The sequence below is a fragment of the Thalassolituus alkanivorans genome (assembly GCF_020447205.1).
Lineage (GTDB): Bacteria > Pseudomonadota > Gammaproteobacteria > Pseudomonadales > Oceanobacteraceae > Venatoribacter > Venatoribacter alkanivorans.
Genome location: NZ_JAJAEL010000002.1, coordinates 44,035 through 62,289, shown reverse-complemented (window position 1 = coordinate 62,289; position 18,255 = coordinate 44,035). Strand labels below are relative to the sequence as shown.

17 protein-coding genes and 1 rRNA gene are annotated in these 18,255 nt (G+C 52.5%); 9 read left to right on the top strand and 9 right to left on the bottom strand.

The annotated features are described in order from the left end of the window. Positions 1-75: ribosomal RNA gene (gene rrf, locus LGT44_RS20305) — 5S ribosomal RNA — on the top strand; the annotation flags it as partial. A 127-nt stretch (positions 76-202) separates the two neighbouring features. Here rrf and LGT44_RS00740 read toward each other — a convergent pair. After that, positions 203-1,090: a LysR substrate-binding domain-containing protein gene (locus LGT44_RS00740; protein WP_230331849.1), complete on the bottom strand. Its 888-nt coding sequence runs from the start codon at positions 1,088-1,090 to the stop codon at positions 203-205. A gap of 99 nt (positions 1,091-1,189) precedes the next feature. Here LGT44_RS00740 and LGT44_RS00735 point away from each other — a divergent pair, with 99 nt between their 5' ends. Further along, positions 1,190-1,960, top strand: a complete 771-nt coding sequence (locus LGT44_RS00735) for a glutathione S-transferase family protein (protein WP_230331850.1) — start codon at positions 1,190-1,192, stop codon at positions 1,958-1,960. A 63-nt stretch (positions 1,961-2,023) separates the two neighbouring features. On the opposite strand, the gene LGT44_RS00730 is transcribed toward LGT44_RS00735, so the two are convergent. Then, positions 2,024-3,052, bottom strand: coding sequence for a hypothetical protein (locus LGT44_RS00730; protein ID WP_230331851.1), 1,029 nt, complete (start codon positions 3,050-3,052; stop codon positions 2,024-2,026). A 198-nt stretch (positions 3,053-3,250) separates the two neighbouring features. On the opposite strand from LGT44_RS00730, the gene LGT44_RS00725 reads away from it, so the two are divergent. The 3 genes from LGT44_RS00725 to LGT44_RS00715 are packed head-to-tail and all read left to right on the top strand — an operon-like array spanning position 3,251 to position 6,382. Next, positions 3,251-3,595, top strand: a complete 345-nt coding sequence (locus LGT44_RS00725) for a histidine triad nucleotide-binding protein (protein ID WP_145470598.1) — start codon at positions 3,251-3,253, stop codon at positions 3,593-3,595. 7 nt (positions 3,596-3,602) lie between these two features. Continuing rightward, positions 3,603-5,036: a molybdate ABC transporter ATP-binding protein ModF gene (gene modF, locus LGT44_RS00720; RefSeq protein WP_230331852.1), complete on the top strand. Its 1,434-nt coding sequence runs from the start codon at positions 3,603-3,605 to the stop codon at positions 5,034-5,036. Between the two features lie 56 nt (positions 5,037-5,092). Then, on the top strand, positions 5,093-6,382 hold the full coding sequence (locus LGT44_RS00715; RefSeq protein WP_230331853.1) for an HD-GYP domain-containing protein: 1,290 nt from the start codon (positions 5,093-5,095) through the stop codon (positions 6,380-6,382). 44 nt (positions 6,383-6,426) lie between these two features. Here LGT44_RS00715 and LGT44_RS00710 read toward each other — a convergent pair whose 3' ends face one another. From LGT44_RS00710 to dcm, 4 genes are all read right to left on the bottom strand, one after another. Further along, a complete protein-coding gene (locus tag LGT44_RS00710; RefSeq protein WP_230331854.1) occupies positions 6,427-7,755 on the bottom strand; it encodes a hypothetical protein in 1,329 nt (442 codons plus the stop codon). Positions 7,756-7,811: 56 nt separating this feature from the next. Further along, the gene (gene ilvD, locus LGT44_RS00705; protein WP_230331855.1) at positions 7,812-9,647 is read right to left on the bottom strand and encodes a dihydroxy-acid dehydratase; all 1,836 of its coding nucleotides are present in this window, start codon (positions 9,645-9,647) and stop codon (positions 7,812-7,814) included. Between the two features lie 420 nt (positions 9,648-10,067). Next, complete coding sequence (locus LGT44_RS00700) at positions 10,068-11,324, bottom strand: type II restriction endonuclease (protein WP_230331856.1); 1,257 nt, start codon at positions 11,322-11,324, stop codon at positions 10,068-10,070. A gap of 43 nt (positions 11,325-11,367) precedes the next feature. Continuing rightward, positions 11,368-12,717 carry a DNA (cytosine-5-)-methyltransferase gene (gene dcm / locus LGT44_RS00695; protein WP_230331857.1) on the bottom strand — a complete coding sequence of 450 codons (1,350 nt, stop codon included), beginning with the start codon at positions 12,715-12,717 and terminating at the stop codon, positions 11,368-11,370. 147 nt (positions 12,718-12,864) lie between these two features. On the opposite strand from dcm, the gene LGT44_RS00690 reads away from it, so the two are divergent. After that, on the top strand, positions 12,865-13,320 hold the full coding sequence (locus tag LGT44_RS00690) for a very short patch repair endonuclease (RefSeq protein ID WP_328296325.1): 456 nt from the start codon (positions 12,865-12,867) through the stop codon (positions 13,318-13,320). Here LGT44_RS00690 and LGT44_RS00685 read toward each other — a convergent pair. The 3 genes from LGT44_RS00685 to LGT44_RS00675 all read right to left on the bottom strand — a co-directional run bounded on the left by LGT44_RS00685 (position 13,239) and on the right by LGT44_RS00675 (position 14,617). Further along, the gene (locus LGT44_RS00685) at positions 13,239-13,514 is read right to left on the bottom strand and encodes a hypothetical protein (RefSeq protein WP_230331862.1); all 276 of its coding nucleotides are present in this window, start codon (positions 13,512-13,514) and stop codon (positions 13,239-13,241) included. The genes LGT44_RS00690 and LGT44_RS00685 overlap by 82 nt on opposite strands. A 78-nt stretch (positions 13,515-13,592) precedes the next feature. Beyond that, positions 13,593-13,919 carry a branched-chain amino acid transporter permease gene (locus tag LGT44_RS00680; RefSeq protein ID WP_145470606.1) on the bottom strand — a complete coding sequence of 109 codons (327 nt, stop codon included), beginning with the start codon at positions 13,917-13,919 and terminating at the stop codon, positions 13,593-13,595. Then, positions 13,916-14,617: an AzlC family ABC transporter permease gene (locus tag LGT44_RS00675; RefSeq protein WP_230331858.1), complete on the bottom strand. Its 702-nt coding sequence runs from the start codon at positions 14,615-14,617 to the stop codon at positions 13,916-13,918. Before LGT44_RS00675 ends, LGT44_RS00680 begins: the two co-directional genes overlap by 4 nt. 174 nt (positions 14,618-14,791) lie before the next feature. Here LGT44_RS00675 and LGT44_RS00670 point away from each other — a divergent pair, with 174 nt between their 5' ends. The 3 genes from LGT44_RS00670 to LGT44_RS00660 all read left to right on the top strand — a co-directional run bounded on the left by LGT44_RS00670 (position 14,792) and on the right by LGT44_RS00660 (position 18,227). After that, the gene (locus LGT44_RS00670; protein WP_230331859.1) at positions 14,792-15,661 is read left to right on the top strand and encodes a hypothetical protein; all 870 of its coding nucleotides are present in this window, start codon (positions 14,792-14,794) and stop codon (positions 15,659-15,661) included. Between the two features lie 66 nt (positions 15,662-15,727). Continuing rightward, positions 15,728-17,110, top strand: a complete 1,383-nt coding sequence (locus tag LGT44_RS00665; protein ID WP_230331860.1) for a ribonuclease J — start codon at positions 15,728-15,730, stop codon at positions 17,108-17,110. 517 nt (positions 17,111-17,627) lie between these two features. Continuing rightward, positions 17,628-18,227, top strand: a complete 600-nt coding sequence (locus tag LGT44_RS00660) for an FMN-dependent NADH-azoreductase (RefSeq protein WP_145470612.1) — start codon at positions 17,628-17,630, stop codon at positions 18,225-18,227. Positions 18,228-18,255 lie beyond the last annotated feature (28 nt).

Below are 18,255 nucleotides of genomic sequence, written 5' to 3'. Positions count from 1 at the left end.
GAACTCAGAAGTGAAACGCAGCATCGCCGATGGTAGTGTGGGGCTTCCCCATGTGAGAGTAGGTCATCGTCAAGCTCTTATTCAAAGCCCCAGTAACGAAAGTTACTGGGGCTTTTTCTTTGCCCGTAAGAAAGCTGTGCTGAGCAACATCCTGCCATTCAGTCTTTGTCTGAAAAATAGAAAAATAACGCGCCAGATAAACTTACAGCGCAGCAAAGACTCCGCACAACCACCTATTCACACGCTCATAGTCCTTCTGTTTATGGTCGTTCGGTTTACTGACGAAATAAAATCCTGCCCTGCACTCCAGCGGTTGATCGGCAAACGCCTGTAAGCGTCCTGAACGCAGTTCATGCGCTGAGATCGGTAAGATGGCAAGCGCAACCCCAAGGCCCGCTTTTGCGGCGCACAGACCGGCGTCGTAGCTGTCGAAATATAACGGCGGATTGCTATCCGCCGGCTTGCCGCTGACCCCGCCAAACGCCTGCCAGTCGTCAAAGCCGTTACGGCCGTGAATCAGGCTGTGCTGCTGCCAGTTTTTATCTTTCTCTTTGTTCTGTTGCACATATTCGCTGCTGGCAACAGGCACGGCGTAGGCCGGACAGATCAGCTGCGCATCGTGGCCGGCCCAGGGCGGTGTGCCGAAGCGTATCGCCGCATCCAGGGTTTTATCCTGCAGGTTTTCTGTGGCCATGCTGGTGTGAATAATCAGATCAATCTGCGGATATGCCTGGCGGAATTCTGCGAGACGGGGAATAACAATCTCATTGGCGACATAGGAGATCATGCTCAGGTGGATGGTCGCTGAAATATATTGGCCGCAGAACTCCTCCCAGCCACTCTCGTACGCGCTGAGTGCTCTGGCTGCGGTTTCGTAAAAACTCGCACCGGCCTGTGTGAGTTGCAGCTCCCGCTGGCTGCGTTTAAACAGACTCAGGCCAATATTTTCCTCCAGTGCTTTGATTTGCTGGCTGATTGCTGACGGCGTGATATTCAGCTGCATGGCGGCATGCTTGAAGCTGCGCAACTGTGCCGATTTAACAAAAGCCGGCAGATACTGCAGTGGTGGTGCTTTACGATATGGTTTCATAGTTAAGAAATTCTGAATCTGACTTCAGAGATTGTCGTTTGAAATACCGTGCTGCGTAAAACATTATTCCTTTAAATATAAAATACATAAGGATTTCTGATGCCGGTAAATTATGTTGGATTAGAGCAGGCACGTCAGGCTGATGGGCTGCGCATGGTTGTGGTTGGCGGCATTCCCAGTCCCTGGGGTGAAGCTGCGGAGGGCATTCTGAAGATTAAAGGTCTCAATTGGTTCGCGGTTCGTCTGGATCAGCGCGATGATGCGATGGCTGCCTGGACCGGTTGCAGAAATGCGCCGGTGCTTATGCTGAATGACGAAGCACCACGCAGCGACTGGCAGGAAATTCTGCTGCTGGCAGAGCGTCTGAGCCCGGAGCCGGCATTATTACCTGCAGAAGATCCGCACAGAACGGAAGTGCTGACGCTGTGTGCGGAAATCTGTGGAGTGAATGGTCTGGGCTGGTTCCGCCGTCTTGATGCCGTGCACCGTGGCCTGCAGGGATTTGAGGGATTTCCACCACCGGTAGCCGGCTATCTTGGTAAAAAATACGGTTATGATGCCGCTAATGCCGGGCAGTATGTGCCGGAGATTGTCAGGTTGCTGAATAAACTGAGTAAGCGCCTGCAGGAACAGCAGCAACAGGGCAGCCGGTTTTATTATGGTGAGCAGCTCAGTGCAGTGGATATTTATGCGGCCTGTTTTATGGCGCTGTTCCGTCCGTTAGCGGAAGAGGTGTGCCCGATGCCTGCGCCAATCCGCAGTGCCTTTTCTGCTCTTGATGAGCGTATTCTCGCTGCACTGGATGAAAGGCTGCTTGAGCATCGCGACTTTATCTACCAGAGCTATCTGGAGTTGCCTTTGTCGCTGTAACGCGGAGATAAATAAAAAGCCTGCATTTGCAGGCTTTTTATCATCACAGCACAAGCTGTTTTATCACAGGTAGTAGTTTTTGCCCGACTCCGTACCGCGTTTAATATAATCACGCAGTCCGATGCCGTTATCCTGTTTTATTTCTTCCAGCTCTTTCAGCAGCTTTTTCGCATGGAAGCTGTCCAGTGCTTCCATCGCCGAAATGGGGGCAATACCTGCGGCTATACGCATCTGTTCAAGGGCGCGGTCGAGCGCTTTCTGTTTGTAGATATAAAGCAGGCTCTGCGCAGCTTCCAGATGAACATTGGCAATTAAACGGTTCTGGGCGAGTGCGGCGTTGTAATAGTTCTCTACTACCTGATCATCTGCACCGTAGGCCATGCGCCCCATAAAATGCCCCATTTTACGCACGATGCCGGCATCCATTGAGCCTTTGGCAGCCAGCACAAACACATTGTAGGGTTCGGCTTCTGCCATCGTGTTCAGCTCGCTGGTCATGGTGTCCATATAACCGCGGCTGAGCACGGTAGGGGAGGAAATTTCTTCACTCAGACGGGCCATGGCATAAAAGGCAAAATAGCGGGCCATAATGTCATGCTGCGTTAATGCCGCAGTCTTTTCATGGCGGGCAATAATGTCTTCCCATAGCGCATGACGTTTGTCTTTATCATTTTCCAGACGCAGGCCGTAAGTTGCCTGAGAATAAAATGCCACGCCGTGTCCCAGCGGTCCTATCGCGTACCCCTGTCTGGCGGCCGCCTGAAAATTGCCTTTATAAAATTCACGCCAGGCTTGCTGAAGTTTTCCCGCCAGTTGTTCCACCGATTCAAATTCCGGGGTCGCCAGTCTCAGCTCTGGATTACTGCTCAGTACGGCTGATAAATAATCCGCATTTGGGAAGGGGTAATCCGTTGCGCGGTTAAGCTGAAACCAGTATTCGTTCAGCCGCTCGCCGGCATAGTCATAAGGCGCTTGTTCGTAGGGAAAAGCCTGCCACTCAAAGGCGGTTACCGGGTTATCGCTGGTGTCAGCCTGGCACAGCGCAGACAAAGCCAGCAGCCCGGCAGCAAAGATGCGCAGTATCGGGGTCATGTTAGGTTCCTGTGGTGATTTTTATTTTATTGATACCATCGTACCCAAGCCCCGCCATGCTGTCATGGTCATAAGAGGCCGGGCTGAATCTGAAACCAACCGGATCTGAAACCAAAGGACGCGTTAACTGAATGTCTGGTCATTGTCATATTCATCAATTTTTCCTATGGTTGCTGCTTTCCAGTAAAGGAGTTACCCATGTCTGAGGATACGATTTTCGGCAAGATCGCCCGTGGTGAGTTACCGGCAACCATGGTTTATGAAGATGAGCATTGTCTGGCCTTCCGCGATCTTTATCCGGCTGCACCTATGCACATCCTGCTGATTCCGCGTAAGCCGATTCCGCGTCTGTGTGATTCGGAGCCGGAAGATCAGGCGCTGCTCGGCCACCTGATGCTGACTGCCAGTAAAATTGCTGCTCAGGAAGGGCTGGGTGATGCCTATCGTCTGGTTGTAAACAACGGTGCCGGAGCCGGCCAATCGGTTTTTCATCTGCACCTGCACATTATTGGTGGTCGCTCGCTGAGCTGGCCTCCGGGCTGAGGTTTTCATGCGTTTTTCTGCAATTCAGGCACGTCTGCACGATGGCCGTCATTTAGAAGTTGATCAGTGGCAGCTGAACCCGGGTGAATACTGGGCGATTACCGGCACCAACGGCAGCGGCAAAACCGTGCTGTCGGCGCTGGCCGGTGATCAGGTGGTGCTCAGTCATGGCGAAGCCTGCGATTTGCCAGAGTCGGTGGCCTACGTCTCGCTGGAGGCACAGGCCGCGCAGATTGAGCAGGAGCGCCATGACGACGAGAGTGATCTGAATGATGCGCCGGACAAAGGCACATTAATCTGTGATTTTCTTGCCCCTCTGGCTGAAGTGGAAAGCTGGGTTGATCGCCTGAGCATCCGCCACCTGCTGAATCAGGGCTTCCGCTCGTTATCGACCGGCGAAAGCCGCAAAGTGCTGCTGATTAACGCTCTGCGCCATAAACCCAACCTGCTGGTGCTGGATGAACCGCTGGAGGGGCTGGATCAGATCAGCCGTGAAGCCGTCAGTGACGCGCTGAATGAATTGCAGCAGAAGGGGCAGGCCATGTTGTGGGTTGCCAACCGTCTGGATGAATTACCCGGCTGGATCACGCACGTTGCTTTTATGCACGATGCCCGCCTGCTGTATCAGGGTACAAAAGACGATGTACTGGCGCAGCCGGAACTGCGTGGCCTGATGCATTTTGACCGGCCGCTGCCGGATTTCCCTGCAGCCGGACGTTCAGCACTGCAGCTGGCTGAAGGTGAACCTCTGGTCGGTATGAAAGACGTTGCCATCCGCTATGACGAACGTGAACTGTTCAGTGGCCTTAACTGGCGCGTTGAAGCCGGGGAGCACTGGGCCATTCAGGGACCGAACGGCAGTGGCAAAACCAGTCTGCTGCAACTGATCACCGGCGATAATCCACAGTGTTACCGCAACGACCTGCGCCTGTTCGGTATGCAGCGCGGACGCGGTGAAAGCATCTGGGATATTAAAAAACACATAGGTCTGGTGTCGGCTTCGCTGCAGTGGGAATACCGCGCGACCACCAATGTGCTGAGTACCGTTATTTCAGGCCTGTATGACAGCATCGGCCTGTATCAGGCAACCGGTGATGACGATAAGCAGCTGGCGCTGCAGTGGCTGGATATTATCGGCCTGCGTCATAAAGCCAACCAGAGCCTGCAGCATCTCTCCTATGGTGAACAGCGCCTGGTGCTGATTGCCCGGGCATTAATCAAACAGCCGCCATTACTGATTCTGGATGAGCCTTGTCAGGGATTGGATGACCCCAGCCGTATGCTGGTTCTGGCCTTTATTAATCGTCTGGCAGAACAGCATGACACTACCTTGCTGTATGTGACCCATCACCCTACAGAAATCCCGGACGCCATTGTTAACCGGTTGCAGTTTGAAACAAAAGACGGCAAAAACCAGCTACAAATCTCCTGCAGAGAATAAAGTGCCAGACAGAGCCACTGCCTTTAAAATAACAATAATAACAAAGGTATTTATCAATGATCGGATCCATTACAACAACGCGTAATGGCCGCAAGTTTCAGATCAATAAACGACACACGCGCAAGCGAATGGACGTGTCGGAACTTACAGCCGGGATGTACATTGTTGAACTGGACCGGCCATGGACGGAGTCACCTTTTCTTTTTCAGGGATTCCTGCTGGAAAACGATGATGATTTATTGCTTATTCAAACCCTATGCAAGTGGGTATTCGTCGATGTTGTCGAGGAAGAATGGAATGAGCTGGATGAGAAGGGAAAAAGTGCGCCGCAAAAACGCACCCGCTATGTTGAAAAACAGGAAATGGCGCAGCAGCTGAGTGCTGCCAACCGCACTTACCAGGCGACCAAACTGCAGATTAAACGTCTGCTGGCCAGTGCTCAGCTGGGGCAGGCATTTAATCTTCAGGAAGCACAGAGAGCGGTTAAAGATTGCGTCGAACGCGTTGTAAATAATCCTAACGCGATTCTCTGGCTGACCCGTTTAAAACACCAGGACGAATATACCGCCGAGCATTCTGTTAACGTTTGCCTGCTATCCATTGCGTTAGGTAAACAAATGGATCTGGCCCCTTATGAGCTGGAAAATCTCGGTATCTGCGGATTAATGCACGATATCGGCAAGATGAAAGTGCCAACAGAAATTCTGAATAAACCCGGTCCGCTTGATCCGGAAGAATTTGCTGAGATGGCACGGCATACGCTTTACGCCAAACAATTATTAATGGGCCGTTCGGATATTTATCCGGGTGCTGTGGATGTGGCATACAGCCATCATGAGCGGCTGGACGGCAAAGGCTATCCGCGTGGTATCGACAGCACTAAATTATCGCTGTTTACCCGCATTGTTACCGTTGCTGATGCTTATGATGCCATGACCAGTGACCGTTGTTATAAGCCGGGCATGTCATCGCTGGATGCGATGCGGATACTGAACCGTAACCGCGGTACCCAGTTTGATGAAGAGCTGGTAAGAAAATTTATTTCCATGATTGGGCTTTACCCGCCGGGGTATTTGCTGGAAATGAGTAACGGTGAGGTGGGTATTATTTTATCCGCTGATCCCGGTTACCAGCTGAAGCCTAAAGTTATTATGATTCTCGGCCCCGATAAGCAGCCACAACCGGAGCGCATTGTGAACTTATCCATGGCACCGGCCGATGATTTCGGTGTTCCGTATCAACCCCAGGGCGTATTCCGCAGCGGTTGTTTTGGTGTGCATGTGAGTGATTACATTAATCGCGGTTTGCGGATTAAGGGTTTTGAATATGCGATGACGGGAGATTGATAAACCCGCGCAGAAGATTTCTGCGGCGGGTTTAGCTGTGGTTATTAATCTTCGGCCTGCGGTTTTTCTGCAGGCTTTATTTCTTCTTTTTCAGCGCTCTCTTCAACACCCTCTTCAGCACTCTCTGTTGTTACCGCGCTGGTTTCCGTTGCCGCAGGCTCCGCGCTGCTCTCCTTTTCAGGCGCAGCTTCTTCAGGAGCTGTCGTGTCTTCGGCAGGGTTCTGTTGCTGCTCATCTGCCGGTGCTGCTTCTGCGTCCGGTTGCTCAACAACAACAGGAGAAGCCGTCTCCGGTATAGCCGTTGCGCTGTTGTTTGGTGACGTGGCTTGCTGTGCCGCGTTACGACGCGCCTGCTCTTCAGCATACTGAACGATGGCCAGCGTCTGATCTTTCAGGGCCATATGACGCATATCCCCGGCTCCTAAGGTCATGCTTAACTGGTGCAGATAACCTTCAAATTCCAGAGCCGCCTGTTCTGCCTGAGCGGAGTCCAGCCGGGTAATATTTTTGGCTTCACGGGCGATATACAGGGCATGTTGTGCGGCGCGCAAAGCTTCTTTACCCGTGCTTTCCGTCAGGGCACGATCCTGATAATGACGGCGAATGGTTTGCGCCGCTTTTTCTACCTGTAATTCGGCATCGCTGAAGGTCGCAGGCGCATGAGTATCGGCATCCTCGTCATCGGCTTTTTCCAGCGTTTCGTTGGCTGGCTGCCAGTGCAGGCGCAGCATGGTATCCAGCTCCAGCTGCTGCAGGGATTTCAGAACGCCTGCGGATTTATCGATGACTTTGTCGCTCTCCCCGGCTTCGATCATGCTGATCAGACTGCGCAGCTCTTTCATTTCACGCTGATAGCGCGCACTCATTACGCTGCCGGCTTTGATTTCATCCAATACCGCCTTCTGAGCAAACAGCGGAGATAACGCTGATTGCGCCCGCGCTTTATTCTTAAGAGCACTGTCGAGCAGGCTCAGCACCCGCGCAGAAGATTCAATACTGGCTTGCGCATCACCGGCCAGTTCATGGCTGCGCGCCTGCTTTAATGCCTGCTGAATCTGCTCCATATGCAGTGGCGCATAAAAACTCAGATCTTCGCTGCTGGCTGTTGCATAAGCGGCTTCGGCCTGGCTCAGCGCACGCTCGGAATCGTTGCCTAACTCACTGACCTTTTCGGTGGTGGCCTGCGACACGCTGTCTTCGTTGGCAATGCGCTGAGCGGCGCAGCCACTCAACAGTGACAGGCTGAGTAAACCGGTGAGCAGTGGGGTGGAAAAAGAAAAAGGGTTAAAAGCAAAACGCAGCATGAATAATTCCTGAATCGCGGCTGGCGTATATAAAAATGCCCGCACCATAACAATAATGAGTGCAGGCATTATAACTGGCCGAAGATCGTCTCGCAGGTCAATTTCCGGCCGGAGTCAGAACAGGCTCAGTCGAGCAGGCTCTTATCGCGTACCGCACCTTTATCGGCGCTGGTGGCGAACTTAGCGTAAACCTTCAGCGCAGTGCTCACTTTACGTGGGCGCTCGGCCGCTGGTTTCCAGCCTTTTTTGTCCTGCTCATGACGACGATGTGCGAGTTCTTCAGCACTCAGATCGACATTAATAGAACGGTTCGGGATATCAATATTGATGATATCGCCGTCCTGCAGCAGGCCAATGGCACCGCCGGCTGCAGCTTCCGGAGAGCAGTGACCAATCGACAGACCAGAAGTACCGCCGGAGAAGCGGCCATCGGTCAGCAGTGCACAGGCTTTGCCAAGACCCTTGGACTTCAGGTAAGAGGTCGGGTACAGCATTTCCTGCATACCCGGGCCGCCTTTCGGGCCTTCGTAGCGGATAATCACGATATCACCGGCAACCACTTCATCGGCCAGAATGCCTTTTACCGCATCGTCCTGGCTTTCGAAGATTTTCGCTTTGCCCTGGAATACCAGAATGGATTCATCCACACCGGCGGTTTTTACCACACAGCCATCGAGGGCGATGTTGCCGTACAGAACCGCCAGGCCGCCTTCTTTCGAATAGGCGTGTTCCAGATTACGGATACAGCCGTTTTCACGGTCGCCGTCCAGTGTTGGCCAGCGGGTGCTCTGGCTGAATGCAGTCTGGGTCGGGATACCGGCCGGACCGGCTTTGTAGAACTTCACCACCTCTTCGCTTGGACTGCGCATGATGTCCCACTTATCCAGCGCTTCTTTCATGGTCTTGCTGTGTACGGTCGGCAGGTCGCTGTGCAGCAGACCTGCGCGGTCGATTTCACCCAGAATACCCATGATGCCACCGGCACGGTGTACGTCTTCCATATGGTACAGCGGCGAGTTTGGCGCCACTTTACACAGCTGCGGAACCACACGTGACAGACGGTCGATGTCCTTCAGGTCGAAGTCGCACTCGGCTTCCTGAGCGGCAGCCAGCAAGTGCAGAATGGTGTTGGTTGAACCCCCCATCACGATATCCAGCGTCATCGCGTTTTCGAACGCTTTAAAGCTGGCGATAGAACGTGGCAGAACTGACTCATCGTTCTCTTCGTAATAACGCTTGGTGATTTCCACGATGCGGCGACCGGCTTCAAGGAACAGCTGTTCACGGTCGGCGTGCGTCGCCAGCAGCGAGCCGTTACCCGGCAGCGCCAGACCCAGCGCTTCGGTTAAGCAGTTCATTGAGTTCGCGGTAAACATACCGGAGCAGGAACCACAGGTCGGGCAGGCGCTGCGCTCGTATTCGGCCACTTTCTCATCGCTGGCAGAATCGTCGGCGGCGATAACCATCGCATCAACCAGATCCAGCTTGTGCTCAGACAGCTTGGTTTTACCGGCTTCCATCGGGCCACCGGAAACAAAGATCACCGGAATGTTCAGACGCAGCGACGCCAGCAGCATTCCCGGAGTGATCTTGTCGCAGTTGGAAATACAGACGATGGCATCGGCGCAGTGCGCGTTCACCATGTATTCAACCGAATCGGCGATCACTTCACGCGATGGCAGGCTGTACAGCATACCGTCGTGACCCATGGCGATACCGTCATCCACAGCAATGGTGTTGAACTCTTTTGCCACACCACCGGCTTTCTCGATCTCGCGCGCAACCAGCTGACCCAGGTCTTTCAGGTGCACGTGGCCAGGTACGAACTGGGTAAAGGAGTTCGCCACAGCAATGATCGGCTTCTGGAAATCGTCATCTTTCATCCCGGTAGCGCGCCACAGCGCACGGGCTCCGGCCATATTGCGACCTGCAGTGGAGGTCTTGGAACGGTATTCAGGCATGGTGTCCCTCGTCTGATCAACGGCTGAAAAATAAAGGCACATATTGTATCAGCCGCGGCGCAATAGCTCATCTGCCTATTTTCAGCTGACAGAGCCATAAGTTACCCCCATCTTCAGTGGATAACTTTGTGACTAACTTTGGGATGAATGGCTACAGGTAAGACAAACCGGGCCAGCGTAACAGATTGATGAAAGTTTGAACGTTCAGGCAGAAAAGCCGGAAACTCAGAAAAAGCCTGATGCAGCAAGGCTTTTGTGCAATTTTTTTGTAACAGATTCAGGGGGTTAGTTGAAAAAGATAAGACAGGGTGTCAAGGGGATTAGGTAAGTTATTGATTGGTGGTTTTGTGGATAAGGTTGGGGGTAAGTTGGGGAGGGAGCGTTGATACCTACATTTACGCTCCCTTTCATCTGGTGCTATCAAAGCGCTTTAACTTCATCAATAAAGTCTTTGAAGGAAATCAGCTGTCTCTGTTGTGCGGGTGAATAGGTAGTCTGAATGGGCGTTGGAATAATCAGCTGAACGTTCTCATGTTGCATTTCATTCGTTTGATCTTCGGATATCGCTGGCTGAATCGTAATGAGGTGCTTACGCTTAATCCGGCTTGCTTCGCTTAGTATCTGGCGCCACCGGTCTTTGCATGTTGTTTTTGCCCCAAGCATCCTGATTTTAGATTCAGGATAAGACCCAAGTTTGTATTCCTGAGGTCCAGGGAACAGGAAATCTGGGGTTTTCTTTCCTTCTGTCTTGGCTCCACGATGAAACTTCACGTCATTAATTCTCAGGATTTCTTCAATATGGTTTTCAAAGGCGTGACCACTTCTGGATTTTCGTCTGTTCTGGACGCTCAGTGAAAACCTGATGAACTCATCTACATCTTCACCGTTGCTGCCAAAACCACTTTTGAGTCTTTTGGCGACAATATGTCTCTCCAGAATTCGGAACAGACTTTCTTCCTCCTCCATGCGCTCCAGCAAGGAGCTGTCAGGATCTTCTTTGGGATCTATAGCGTCAGATATATTACTTCTGGCGAATAAGGAAAATTCTTTGGTTGATGGGAAGTCGTTACCAAAAATATCCAGCATTCGAGTTAAGTTATTCTCGTCTTCTGCTCGCGAACTATCCAGAATTATACCGTGTTCTGATAGAAGCGAGCGGATCGGAAGGATAATGTCTTTTTCTTCAAATGGGACTTTTTTTAATGACGGGCTTACTTCGATTTTCTCTCCGCCAAATAGGTAGCGCATCTGCCTTTCAGCGTTACTTCCTCTTGGGGTCGCTATTATAAATAGCTTATTTTCTTTGGTTAGTGATATTAGAAAGAAATCACCTTCGCCGAAAAGGCGTGTAACATCGTTTGCTTTGTAATAAAGCCTGTATTCAGGCGATCTGGAATCATCGTTAAATCGTGTGTCATACCAAGAGAGGACATCTTCGCATACGATTGATTCGGAATTATCATCGTCAAAATACGCTAACGTTGCGTTGAAGTTAATTGGTTTTCCATCAGATACCGTTCCTAGGTATTTTGAGAACCCAGCCTTTACTAAACCACCAATCTCGTGTTGATTCGACCCTTTTCTTTCTTCGTTGGTAACGTTTATTTTTGGAATGTCAGTAGATCTCAGCGTTTTTATGGCTACTGCTTTAAAAATGTCAGATATTTTCTCGTGCATAGTTCCCTTGCGCCATTATTGATTGTCAGGATGTATTCCTGAATTATTGACAGATTCTTTTCCGGATAAGTTTCGCTACAGCTTCAAATACAGGAACGACAACGGAATTGCCAAACTGCTTATATGCCTGCGTATCAGAAACCGGGATTTTGAAACTATTTTTTCCTGGTTTGCTGAATCCCATCAGGCGGGCACATTCTTCCGGCGTCAGTCTGCGTGGTCTTTTTTCAAGGTTTTTCTTATTTTCGAACCCTTTTGAGAAGTCCCAGCCGCGATCAACCAGAATCTCTGAGCCATCTTTGTAATACCGGGCAGACAGTGTTCTTGCCACGCTGTTTTCATTTACCAGGCCAAAGCCAAAGCCATTACCTTTGGCTTTGTGCTTTGCAGCATACTGATACAGGTATTGCCAGAGTTTCGGTGTGAGTATGTATTTAGGATCGACTTCTGGATCCAGAATATCTCCCAGACTGATTTCCTTTTTAGGGTAGTATTTTTTCAGATTTCTGAGAGTAAACCCCTCGTGGATATTTAAATCTTTTCTGAAGCCAACAAGAATAATCCGTTCACGATGCTGGGGGAGCCAGTGCCGCGCATCGACAATTTTCGGATCATTCGGCCCCTCATGTTCGCTGTCAGAAACCCAGTAGCCGAGTTCATCAAGAGTATTCATGATGACCTTAAAGGTTTTTCCTTTATCGTGGCTTTTAAGGTTTTTCACATTTTCGAGTACAAATGCTTTGGGCTTTTTAGCCGCAATAATTCGCGCCACATCAAAGAAGAGTGTACCCTGGGTATTGCATTCAAAGCCGTGAGCTCTTCCCAGAGAGTTCTTTTTGGATACCCCGGCAATGGAGAACGGCTGGCATGGGAAGCCTGCAAGCAGTACATCATGATCAGGAATGGTTTTATCGATATGTCTGTATGCCTCTGATTCTGATACGGACTCATCAGCAGAAAGAGTTACATCGCGGATATCCGAATTAAAAATATGCTCGTCAACGGACCCATAGTTCGCTTTGTAGGTTTTCTGGGCGAAGGGGTTCCACTCGCTGGTAAATACACAAAGGCCTTTCTGTTCTTCGAAGCCTTTACGTATGCCACCGATACCGGCAAACAGGTCAATAAAGCGGAAGTCACAGTCATCGGCTGTTACCCGGGGCTCCGGAATCAGCTTATGCAGATGCAGGAACTCGGCATGGCTCAGGTTCGGTGTGGCTTTGCCTTTAACCCAGCGGTTGATGGTTTCCCGGCACCAGTGACCCGGCGAGAAGTCGTTCAGATATTCAGCAACGAATTTCTGGTCATAGATTTCCAGTACTTTGTTGAGCAGATCTGTATCAGAGAAATCTTCATATCCGTCAATGTTGAACGAAAGCTGGGCGGTGTTCATATGTGGCCTCTGGGTCAATTGTGTGACATTGTATCACTCTGCCGACACATAGAGCATGAATATATTTGTCTGTTTATATATACAGTATTTTGAGTTTTGGCCAGCCATCTGTGAAATAGTCAGGATGTTAGCTGAGGGCTTTGATTGGTGACAGATGTCCACGATGAGATTACCCGCAGCCGCAATATGTCGGCTATCTGCGGTACAAACACCAGACCCGAGCTCCTTATCCGCAAGGAATTGTTTGCCCGTGGCTACCGTTACCGGCTGAATGATAAACGCCTGCCCGGTAAGCCCGATCTGGTATTAAAGAAATACCGGGCGGTCATTTTTGTTCACGGTTGCTTCTGGCACCGGCATAACTGCCCTCAGTTCAAGTGGCCGTCCACACGGGCTGAATGGTGGAAGGAAAAGCTGGAAGGAAACCGGGGGCGGGATCAGAGGCAGTTATCGGAGCTTCAGGAGCTGGGCTGGCGCACTCTGGTTGTGTGGGAGTGCGCGCTGAAAGGAAAGCTCAGGCTTCAGCCTGAAGATCTGTTTGAGCAGATTGAAGGCTGGCTGCTGTCAGATACATCTAAGTCTGAGATATGTGGCAGTTTCTGATTGGCCGCGTGTCTGGCCTCTTTCAGAGCATCTTCCATTGTGAAGGCAAGGCCTTCGTCTGTTATTTCGGCGTTCTTTTCGTCAACCAGGGTCCAGATAAAACCGCCGCGCCAGTGATCGGGATTCGCTTCTGCATATATCATCAGACCGTTACGCCCTTCTTCACAGATTTGCTGTGTGCTGTATGTGTCCATCGTGTTCTCCCGTTTTTGAGAAGTCTGGAACACACTGCTTTCACGGTCTACGGACTATGAGTCACATTTTATTTTTAATTAACCCACCCCCATCTGCACCAGCAGCATATACATCGCCGTCCCTCCGACAATACTGATCAGCGCCTGGCGGAACGCCAGGTGCAGCGCCGTTACCAGCAGCAGGCAGCCCAGTTCGGGCAGAAAATCCAGCGAGAATGCCACGTCGTTTTTAAACGAATAAATCACCAGCAGCACCATGACGATGGGCGGCAGAAAACGGCCGAGGTGTTCCAGCAGTGGGTGGTCGGCCACCCGTCCGAGTACCATAAAAGGCAGGGCGCGGGTCAGGAAGGTAACGCCCGCCAGCAGCGCAATCACACTGCTCAGATACCAGAATTCGTTCATGCTTCAGGCCTCTTATGTGTGCGGCGCGCGGCGTATTGCATCATCAGTACGCTGAGGCTGAGCAGGATGGCAATCAGCAGCATCTGTTCGCGGCTGATCAGCAGCAATGTGCCGAAGCCAATCAGCAGGGCGGCAATAAAAGGGCGGATATCGCGCAGGTGTTTGTATTGCTCGATGGTCAGCACCATAAACAGCGCCGGTAATACAAAGGCGATGCCGGCGGTGTTGAATTCCAGCTGGCTGCCAAGCCAGGCGCCAAGGGTGCAGCCTATCACCCAGTACAGCTGGTTCACGGCGGTGATGCGCAGCTGGAACTGGCCGCGGTCGATATCCGCCGGCAGCGGTGTGGCGGTAATCAGCGAGTAGGTTTCATCGGTGAGGCCAAAAATCTGATACAGGCGGCGCCAGCCACGGTTGGGCATACGGCTGATTAATGACAGGCCGTAAAAAATATGGCGAGAATTCAGCAGCAGGGTGGCCACCGCCATTTCGGTCAGCGTTGCCTGATTAGCCAGTAATCCCACCGCCAGAAATTGTCCGGCACCAGCGTAAATAAACAGCCCCATCGCCGTGGCATACAGCCAGTGGTAATCCAGCTCGCTGAACAGCACGCCGAAGGCCGCACCTAAGGGTAAATAGCCAAACATCACCGGCAGCGAGGTGCGCAGTACCAGTGCATTCAGTGGAGAGAGGGACATAAACAGAACAGGGGTCAGATAAGCAGGGCGGCAGTGTAAGCATTGTGATGATGGGCCACAAGTACAGTGGCGCCGCCGTTATGCTGCACGGCGGATGGTGGAGAACAGAGAGCGGCGTTAGAATCGCCGCCGGGCTGTCGCTGAGCAGCACTGATGACTTTTAAGGAAGAAAAAATGAGATTCATAACCATGTGTTTGCTGGCGCTATTGGTTGCCTGTGGTCAGGATCAGACCGCCGGTGCGGCAGGTGCCAAAACAACTGATACTGCGCCTGCAACTGAAGCCGAATTCAGCCCGGCTGATCAGCAGGAAAAATGGAAAGCCGATACCGCCATGTACCTGTATCAGACCCTGGCCAAATATAATTTTGATTACGCCGCCAAACATTACGTCAGTGATCCGGATGCTGTATTGGCCCTGAAAGACGGCTGGAGCTTAAAGGCGGACAGTTTCCGGGTGAAGGCTGTGAATGATGAGGGCGTGGTGATGGGTTTTTCGGCGTTCTGTTATCCGGAGCGCGACGTTCAGGTTTATATGGTTGCCCGTGGTCAGCGTTATTACGTGGAATTCGGTCGCACCCTGCGCGAAGACATCCGTAAATCAGCGTTACAGCCGCCACAGCCCCTGCGCCAGCATTGCTATGAGTTTAAAAACCAGCCACTGCAAGGCAGCATTATGGGGACGCCGTGGCAGGCTGACCGGGTTGAAATATCCAGCATGCAGTTTGCCAGTGGTCCGCGCAGAAGCATTGATATTGTCAGCCGCGACTGCAGTGCTTACCCCGACTGCAAATATATTGATGAGCCGGACGGTTCAGGCTTTGTGGTCGGCGTCAGCAGCCTCGACCTGAGCGGCAGCGGTGGTAATCTGGGCAATCGCGAATACGTGAATATTGCCTACCCCAATATGCAGAGCCTGAATCTGCGCAGTGGCAGCTACCGGGTGGCCCATCTGGAAAATGGCAACATCCGGCTCGAACTGGCCGTTAGCGGTGAGGAATCGGTTGAGCTTAACGGTGCGGTGGAGTTCAGCCTGCCGCAGTAAGTGGCACGAACGCCGCAACAGTTCTTTGCTGTATTTACAATCACTCGCCACAAAAGCGGAATAACCATGAGCCCCAGCGAACACGATCTCTTCTTCCTGCCCCTTGGCGGTACCGGTGAGATCGGCATGAACATGAACCTCTACGGCCACGACGATCAGTGGCTGATGGTCGATTGCGGCGTGACCTTCCCCAAGCCGGGGCGGGTCAGCGCCGATGGCACCCGCCACCATTCGGGCGAGCCGGATACGCAAATGCCCGATCCGGAATTTATTGCCGCGCGTAAAGATCAGCTGGCCGGTTTAATCATCACCCACGCCCACGAAGACCATATCGGTGCGGTGCCTTATCTGTGGCACAAGCTGCGCTGCCCGGTGTATTGCACGCGCTTTACCGCCGAAGTGCTGAAAAAGAAACTGGCCGAACATGGCCTGCTGCATCAGGTAAAAATCATCGTGCCGGAAACCGGCGAGCGTGTAGCCATCGGCCCGTTTGAGGTGGAGTTTTTAGCCTTAACGCATTCGGTGCCCGACCCGAATGCGCTGATGATCCGCACCGCCGCCGGCAATGTGTTTCATACCGGCGACTGGAAGCTCGACCCCGAGCCGGTGGTGGGCCACGGCTATAAACAGGAAACCTTTACCCGCCTGGCGCAGGAAGGTGTGCTGGCGATGGTGTGCGATTCCACCAATGCCACCGTGGCCGGGCATTCCGCCTCGGAAGGCGATCTGTACGATGGCCTGCGCCATTACATCGAAAGCGCTAAAGGTCGGGTTATCGTTACCTGTTTCGGCAGTAATATTGCGCGCCTGTTAACGCTGTCTCATGTGGCGGACGATACCGGTCGTTATATGGGCCTTTATGGCCGCTCGATGATTAATATGCACCAGTGCGCCAAGCGGGCGGGTGTCTGGCCGTTCAGTGCCGGCTCGGTGGATACCGGGCATCTGGGCTATTTACCGCGCCACGAAGTGCTGGCGGTGGCGACCGGCAGCCAGGGCGAACCTCATACCGCGCTGCGCCGTCTTGCTGCTGGCACCCATCCGGATTTTGAGCTGGAACCCGGCGACCGGGTCATCTTCAGCGCCCGTGCCATTCCCGGAAACGAAGAAGCCATTCAGGGCATTATCGACCAGCTGCACAGCATCGGTGTGGAGGTGATTACCGCCGACGATGCCGAACTGCCGATTCACGCCTCCGGCCATCCGGCACAGGAAGAGCTGGAAACCCTGTACCGTTGGGTGCAGCCGGAAATTGCCATTCCCGTGCATGGTGAAGAAGTGCATATGAAAGCTCACGCCGCACTGGCCAAAGGCTGCGGCGTACCGCGCACTCTGACGGGGCGCAACGGCGACCTGTTTATGCTGGCGCCGGTACCCGGTATTCAGCGCCAGAAAGTGCGTACCGGACGGCTGGGCTGGGAAAAAGGCGCGCTGGTGCGGGTGGTCTGAATGCAAAAATCAGCCGATGGGGGCCACAGTTTTAATCAGCACCGTAGCTGGCAAAAACAGCATTTTTTAACATCAAGGCCTGCTGCCTCCCAGGGGAACTTATCCCCTTGCCGGCGGGCCGACCCCAGCTTCGCGCTTTCTGGGCCGTATTCCTTGAAACCTTGATATTTACTGGCCGCGCGTCTCATCGGCCATCCATGGCCGGAGCCACTTGTCCGCATCCCTGCGGACAGGCCAGACATATCAGCGGTTTCTGCGGCGGCCCCAGAGGCGCAGAAAACCTCTCCGCGATTCAGCTTTTCACCTAGCTCCCACGCTCTGCGTGGTAGCCCTTGCTGGTACAGTTGCATTCCCACGCAGAGCGTAGGAACGAGAAAAAATCACCCGTGGGCCTGCTGTTTTCAGCAAAAGAACAACTTTTTAGAAAGATAGCCACGGATTTTTGCGATTTTTAATCGAAATCGTCCGGAGCAAAATGCCCTCAATTCCTGCGAACAGCACATTGAGGAGCACAAACATGGCAACACTTCTGTACATCAAAGGCAGCATCTTCGGCGACCACGGTCAGTCCAGTCAGCTGGCCGAAAAATTCATCGCTGGCTGGAAAGCCGCTAACCAGAACGGCGAGGTTGTGATTCGCGATCTGGCCACAGACGTTCCGCCTTATCTGGATGCCAACAGCGTTGGTGCCTTTATGACCCCGGCTGAACAGCGCACAACAGAGCAGCAAAGCATTGTGGCTTACTCCGATGCCCTGATCGCCGAAATCAAAGCAGCCGATGAAGTGGTGGTGGGCGTGCCTATGTACAACTTCACCATTCCGGCGCAGATGAAGTCTTACCTCGATTTCCTGTGCCGTGCCGGGATCACCTTTAAGTACACCGAAGCGGGTGCCGTTGGTCTGCTCGACAACAAACCGGTGCATATTCTGGCTACCCGCGGTGGCCTGTATAAGGGCACACCGGCCGATACACAGACGCCGTTCCTGACCACCATCTTCTCCTTTATCGGCCTGAGCGATGTGCGCTTTGTTTATGCCGAAGGCCTGAACCTGGGCGACGACAGCAAGAATGCCGCTCTGGAAGCTGCCGGTCAGGAAATCGCCGCACTGGCGTAATTCCCGGCTCTGCTGGTGCGACAGCGAA

Excerpts from the sequence above, each read along its gene's own strand:
- LGT44_RS00665 (WP_230331860.1), top strand. The coding sequence starts at position 15,728 with ATGAGCCCCAGCGAACACGATCTCTTCTTCCTGCCCCTTGGCGGTACC.
- modF (WP_230331852.1), top strand. The coding sequence starts at position 3,603 with ATGCGTTTTTCTGCAATTCAGGCACGTCTGCACGATGGCCGTCATTTA.
- LGT44_RS00700 (WP_230331856.1), bottom strand. The coding sequence starts at position 11,324 with ATGCACGAGAAAATATCTGACATTTTTAAAGCAGTAGCCATAAAAACG.
- dcm (WP_230331857.1), bottom strand. The coding sequence starts at position 12,717 with ATGAACACCGCCCAGCTTTCGTTCAACATTGACGGATATGAAGATTTC.
- LGT44_RS00735 (WP_230331850.1), top strand. The coding sequence starts at position 1,190 with ATGCCGGTAAATTATGTTGGATTAGAGCAGGCACGTCAGGCTGATGGG.
- LGT44_RS00685 (WP_230331862.1), bottom strand. The coding sequence starts at position 13,514 with ATGGACACATACAGCACACAGCAAATCTGTGAAGAAGGGCGTAACGGT.
- LGT44_RS00740 (WP_230331849.1), bottom strand. The coding sequence starts at position 1,090 with ATGAAACCATATCGTAAAGCACCACCACTGCAGTATCTGCCGGCTTTT.
- LGT44_RS00675 (WP_230331858.1), bottom strand. The coding sequence starts at position 14,617 with ATGTCCCTCTCTCCACTGAATGCACTGGTACTGCGCACCTCGCTGCCG.
- LGT44_RS00725 (WP_145470598.1), top strand. The coding sequence starts at position 3,251 with ATGTCTGAGGATACGATTTTCGGCAAGATCGCCCGTGGTGAGTTACCG.
- LGT44_RS00730 (WP_230331851.1), bottom strand. The coding sequence starts at position 3,052 with ATGACCCCGATACTGCGCATCTTTGCTGCCGGGCTGCTGGCTTTGTCT.
- LGT44_RS00715 (WP_230331853.1), top strand. The coding sequence starts at position 5,093 with ATGATCGGATCCATTACAACAACGCGTAATGGCCGCAAGTTTCAGATC.
- LGT44_RS00710 (WP_230331854.1), bottom strand. The coding sequence starts at position 7,755 with ATGCCTGCACTCATTATTGTTATGGTGCGGGCATTTTTATATACGCCA.
- LGT44_RS00660 (WP_145470612.1), top strand. The coding sequence starts at position 17,628 with ATGGCAACACTTCTGTACATCAAAGGCAGCATCTTCGGCGACCACGGT.
- LGT44_RS00670 (WP_230331859.1), top strand. The coding sequence starts at position 14,792 with ATGAGATTCATAACCATGTGTTTGCTGGCGCTATTGGTTGCCTGTGGT.
- ilvD (WP_230331855.1), bottom strand. The coding sequence starts at position 9,647 with ATGCCTGAATACCGTTCCAAGACCTCCACTGCAGGTCGCAATATGGCC.
- LGT44_RS00680 (WP_145470606.1), bottom strand. The coding sequence starts at position 13,919 with ATGAACGAATTCTGGTATCTGAGCAGTGTGATTGCGCTGCTGGCGGGC.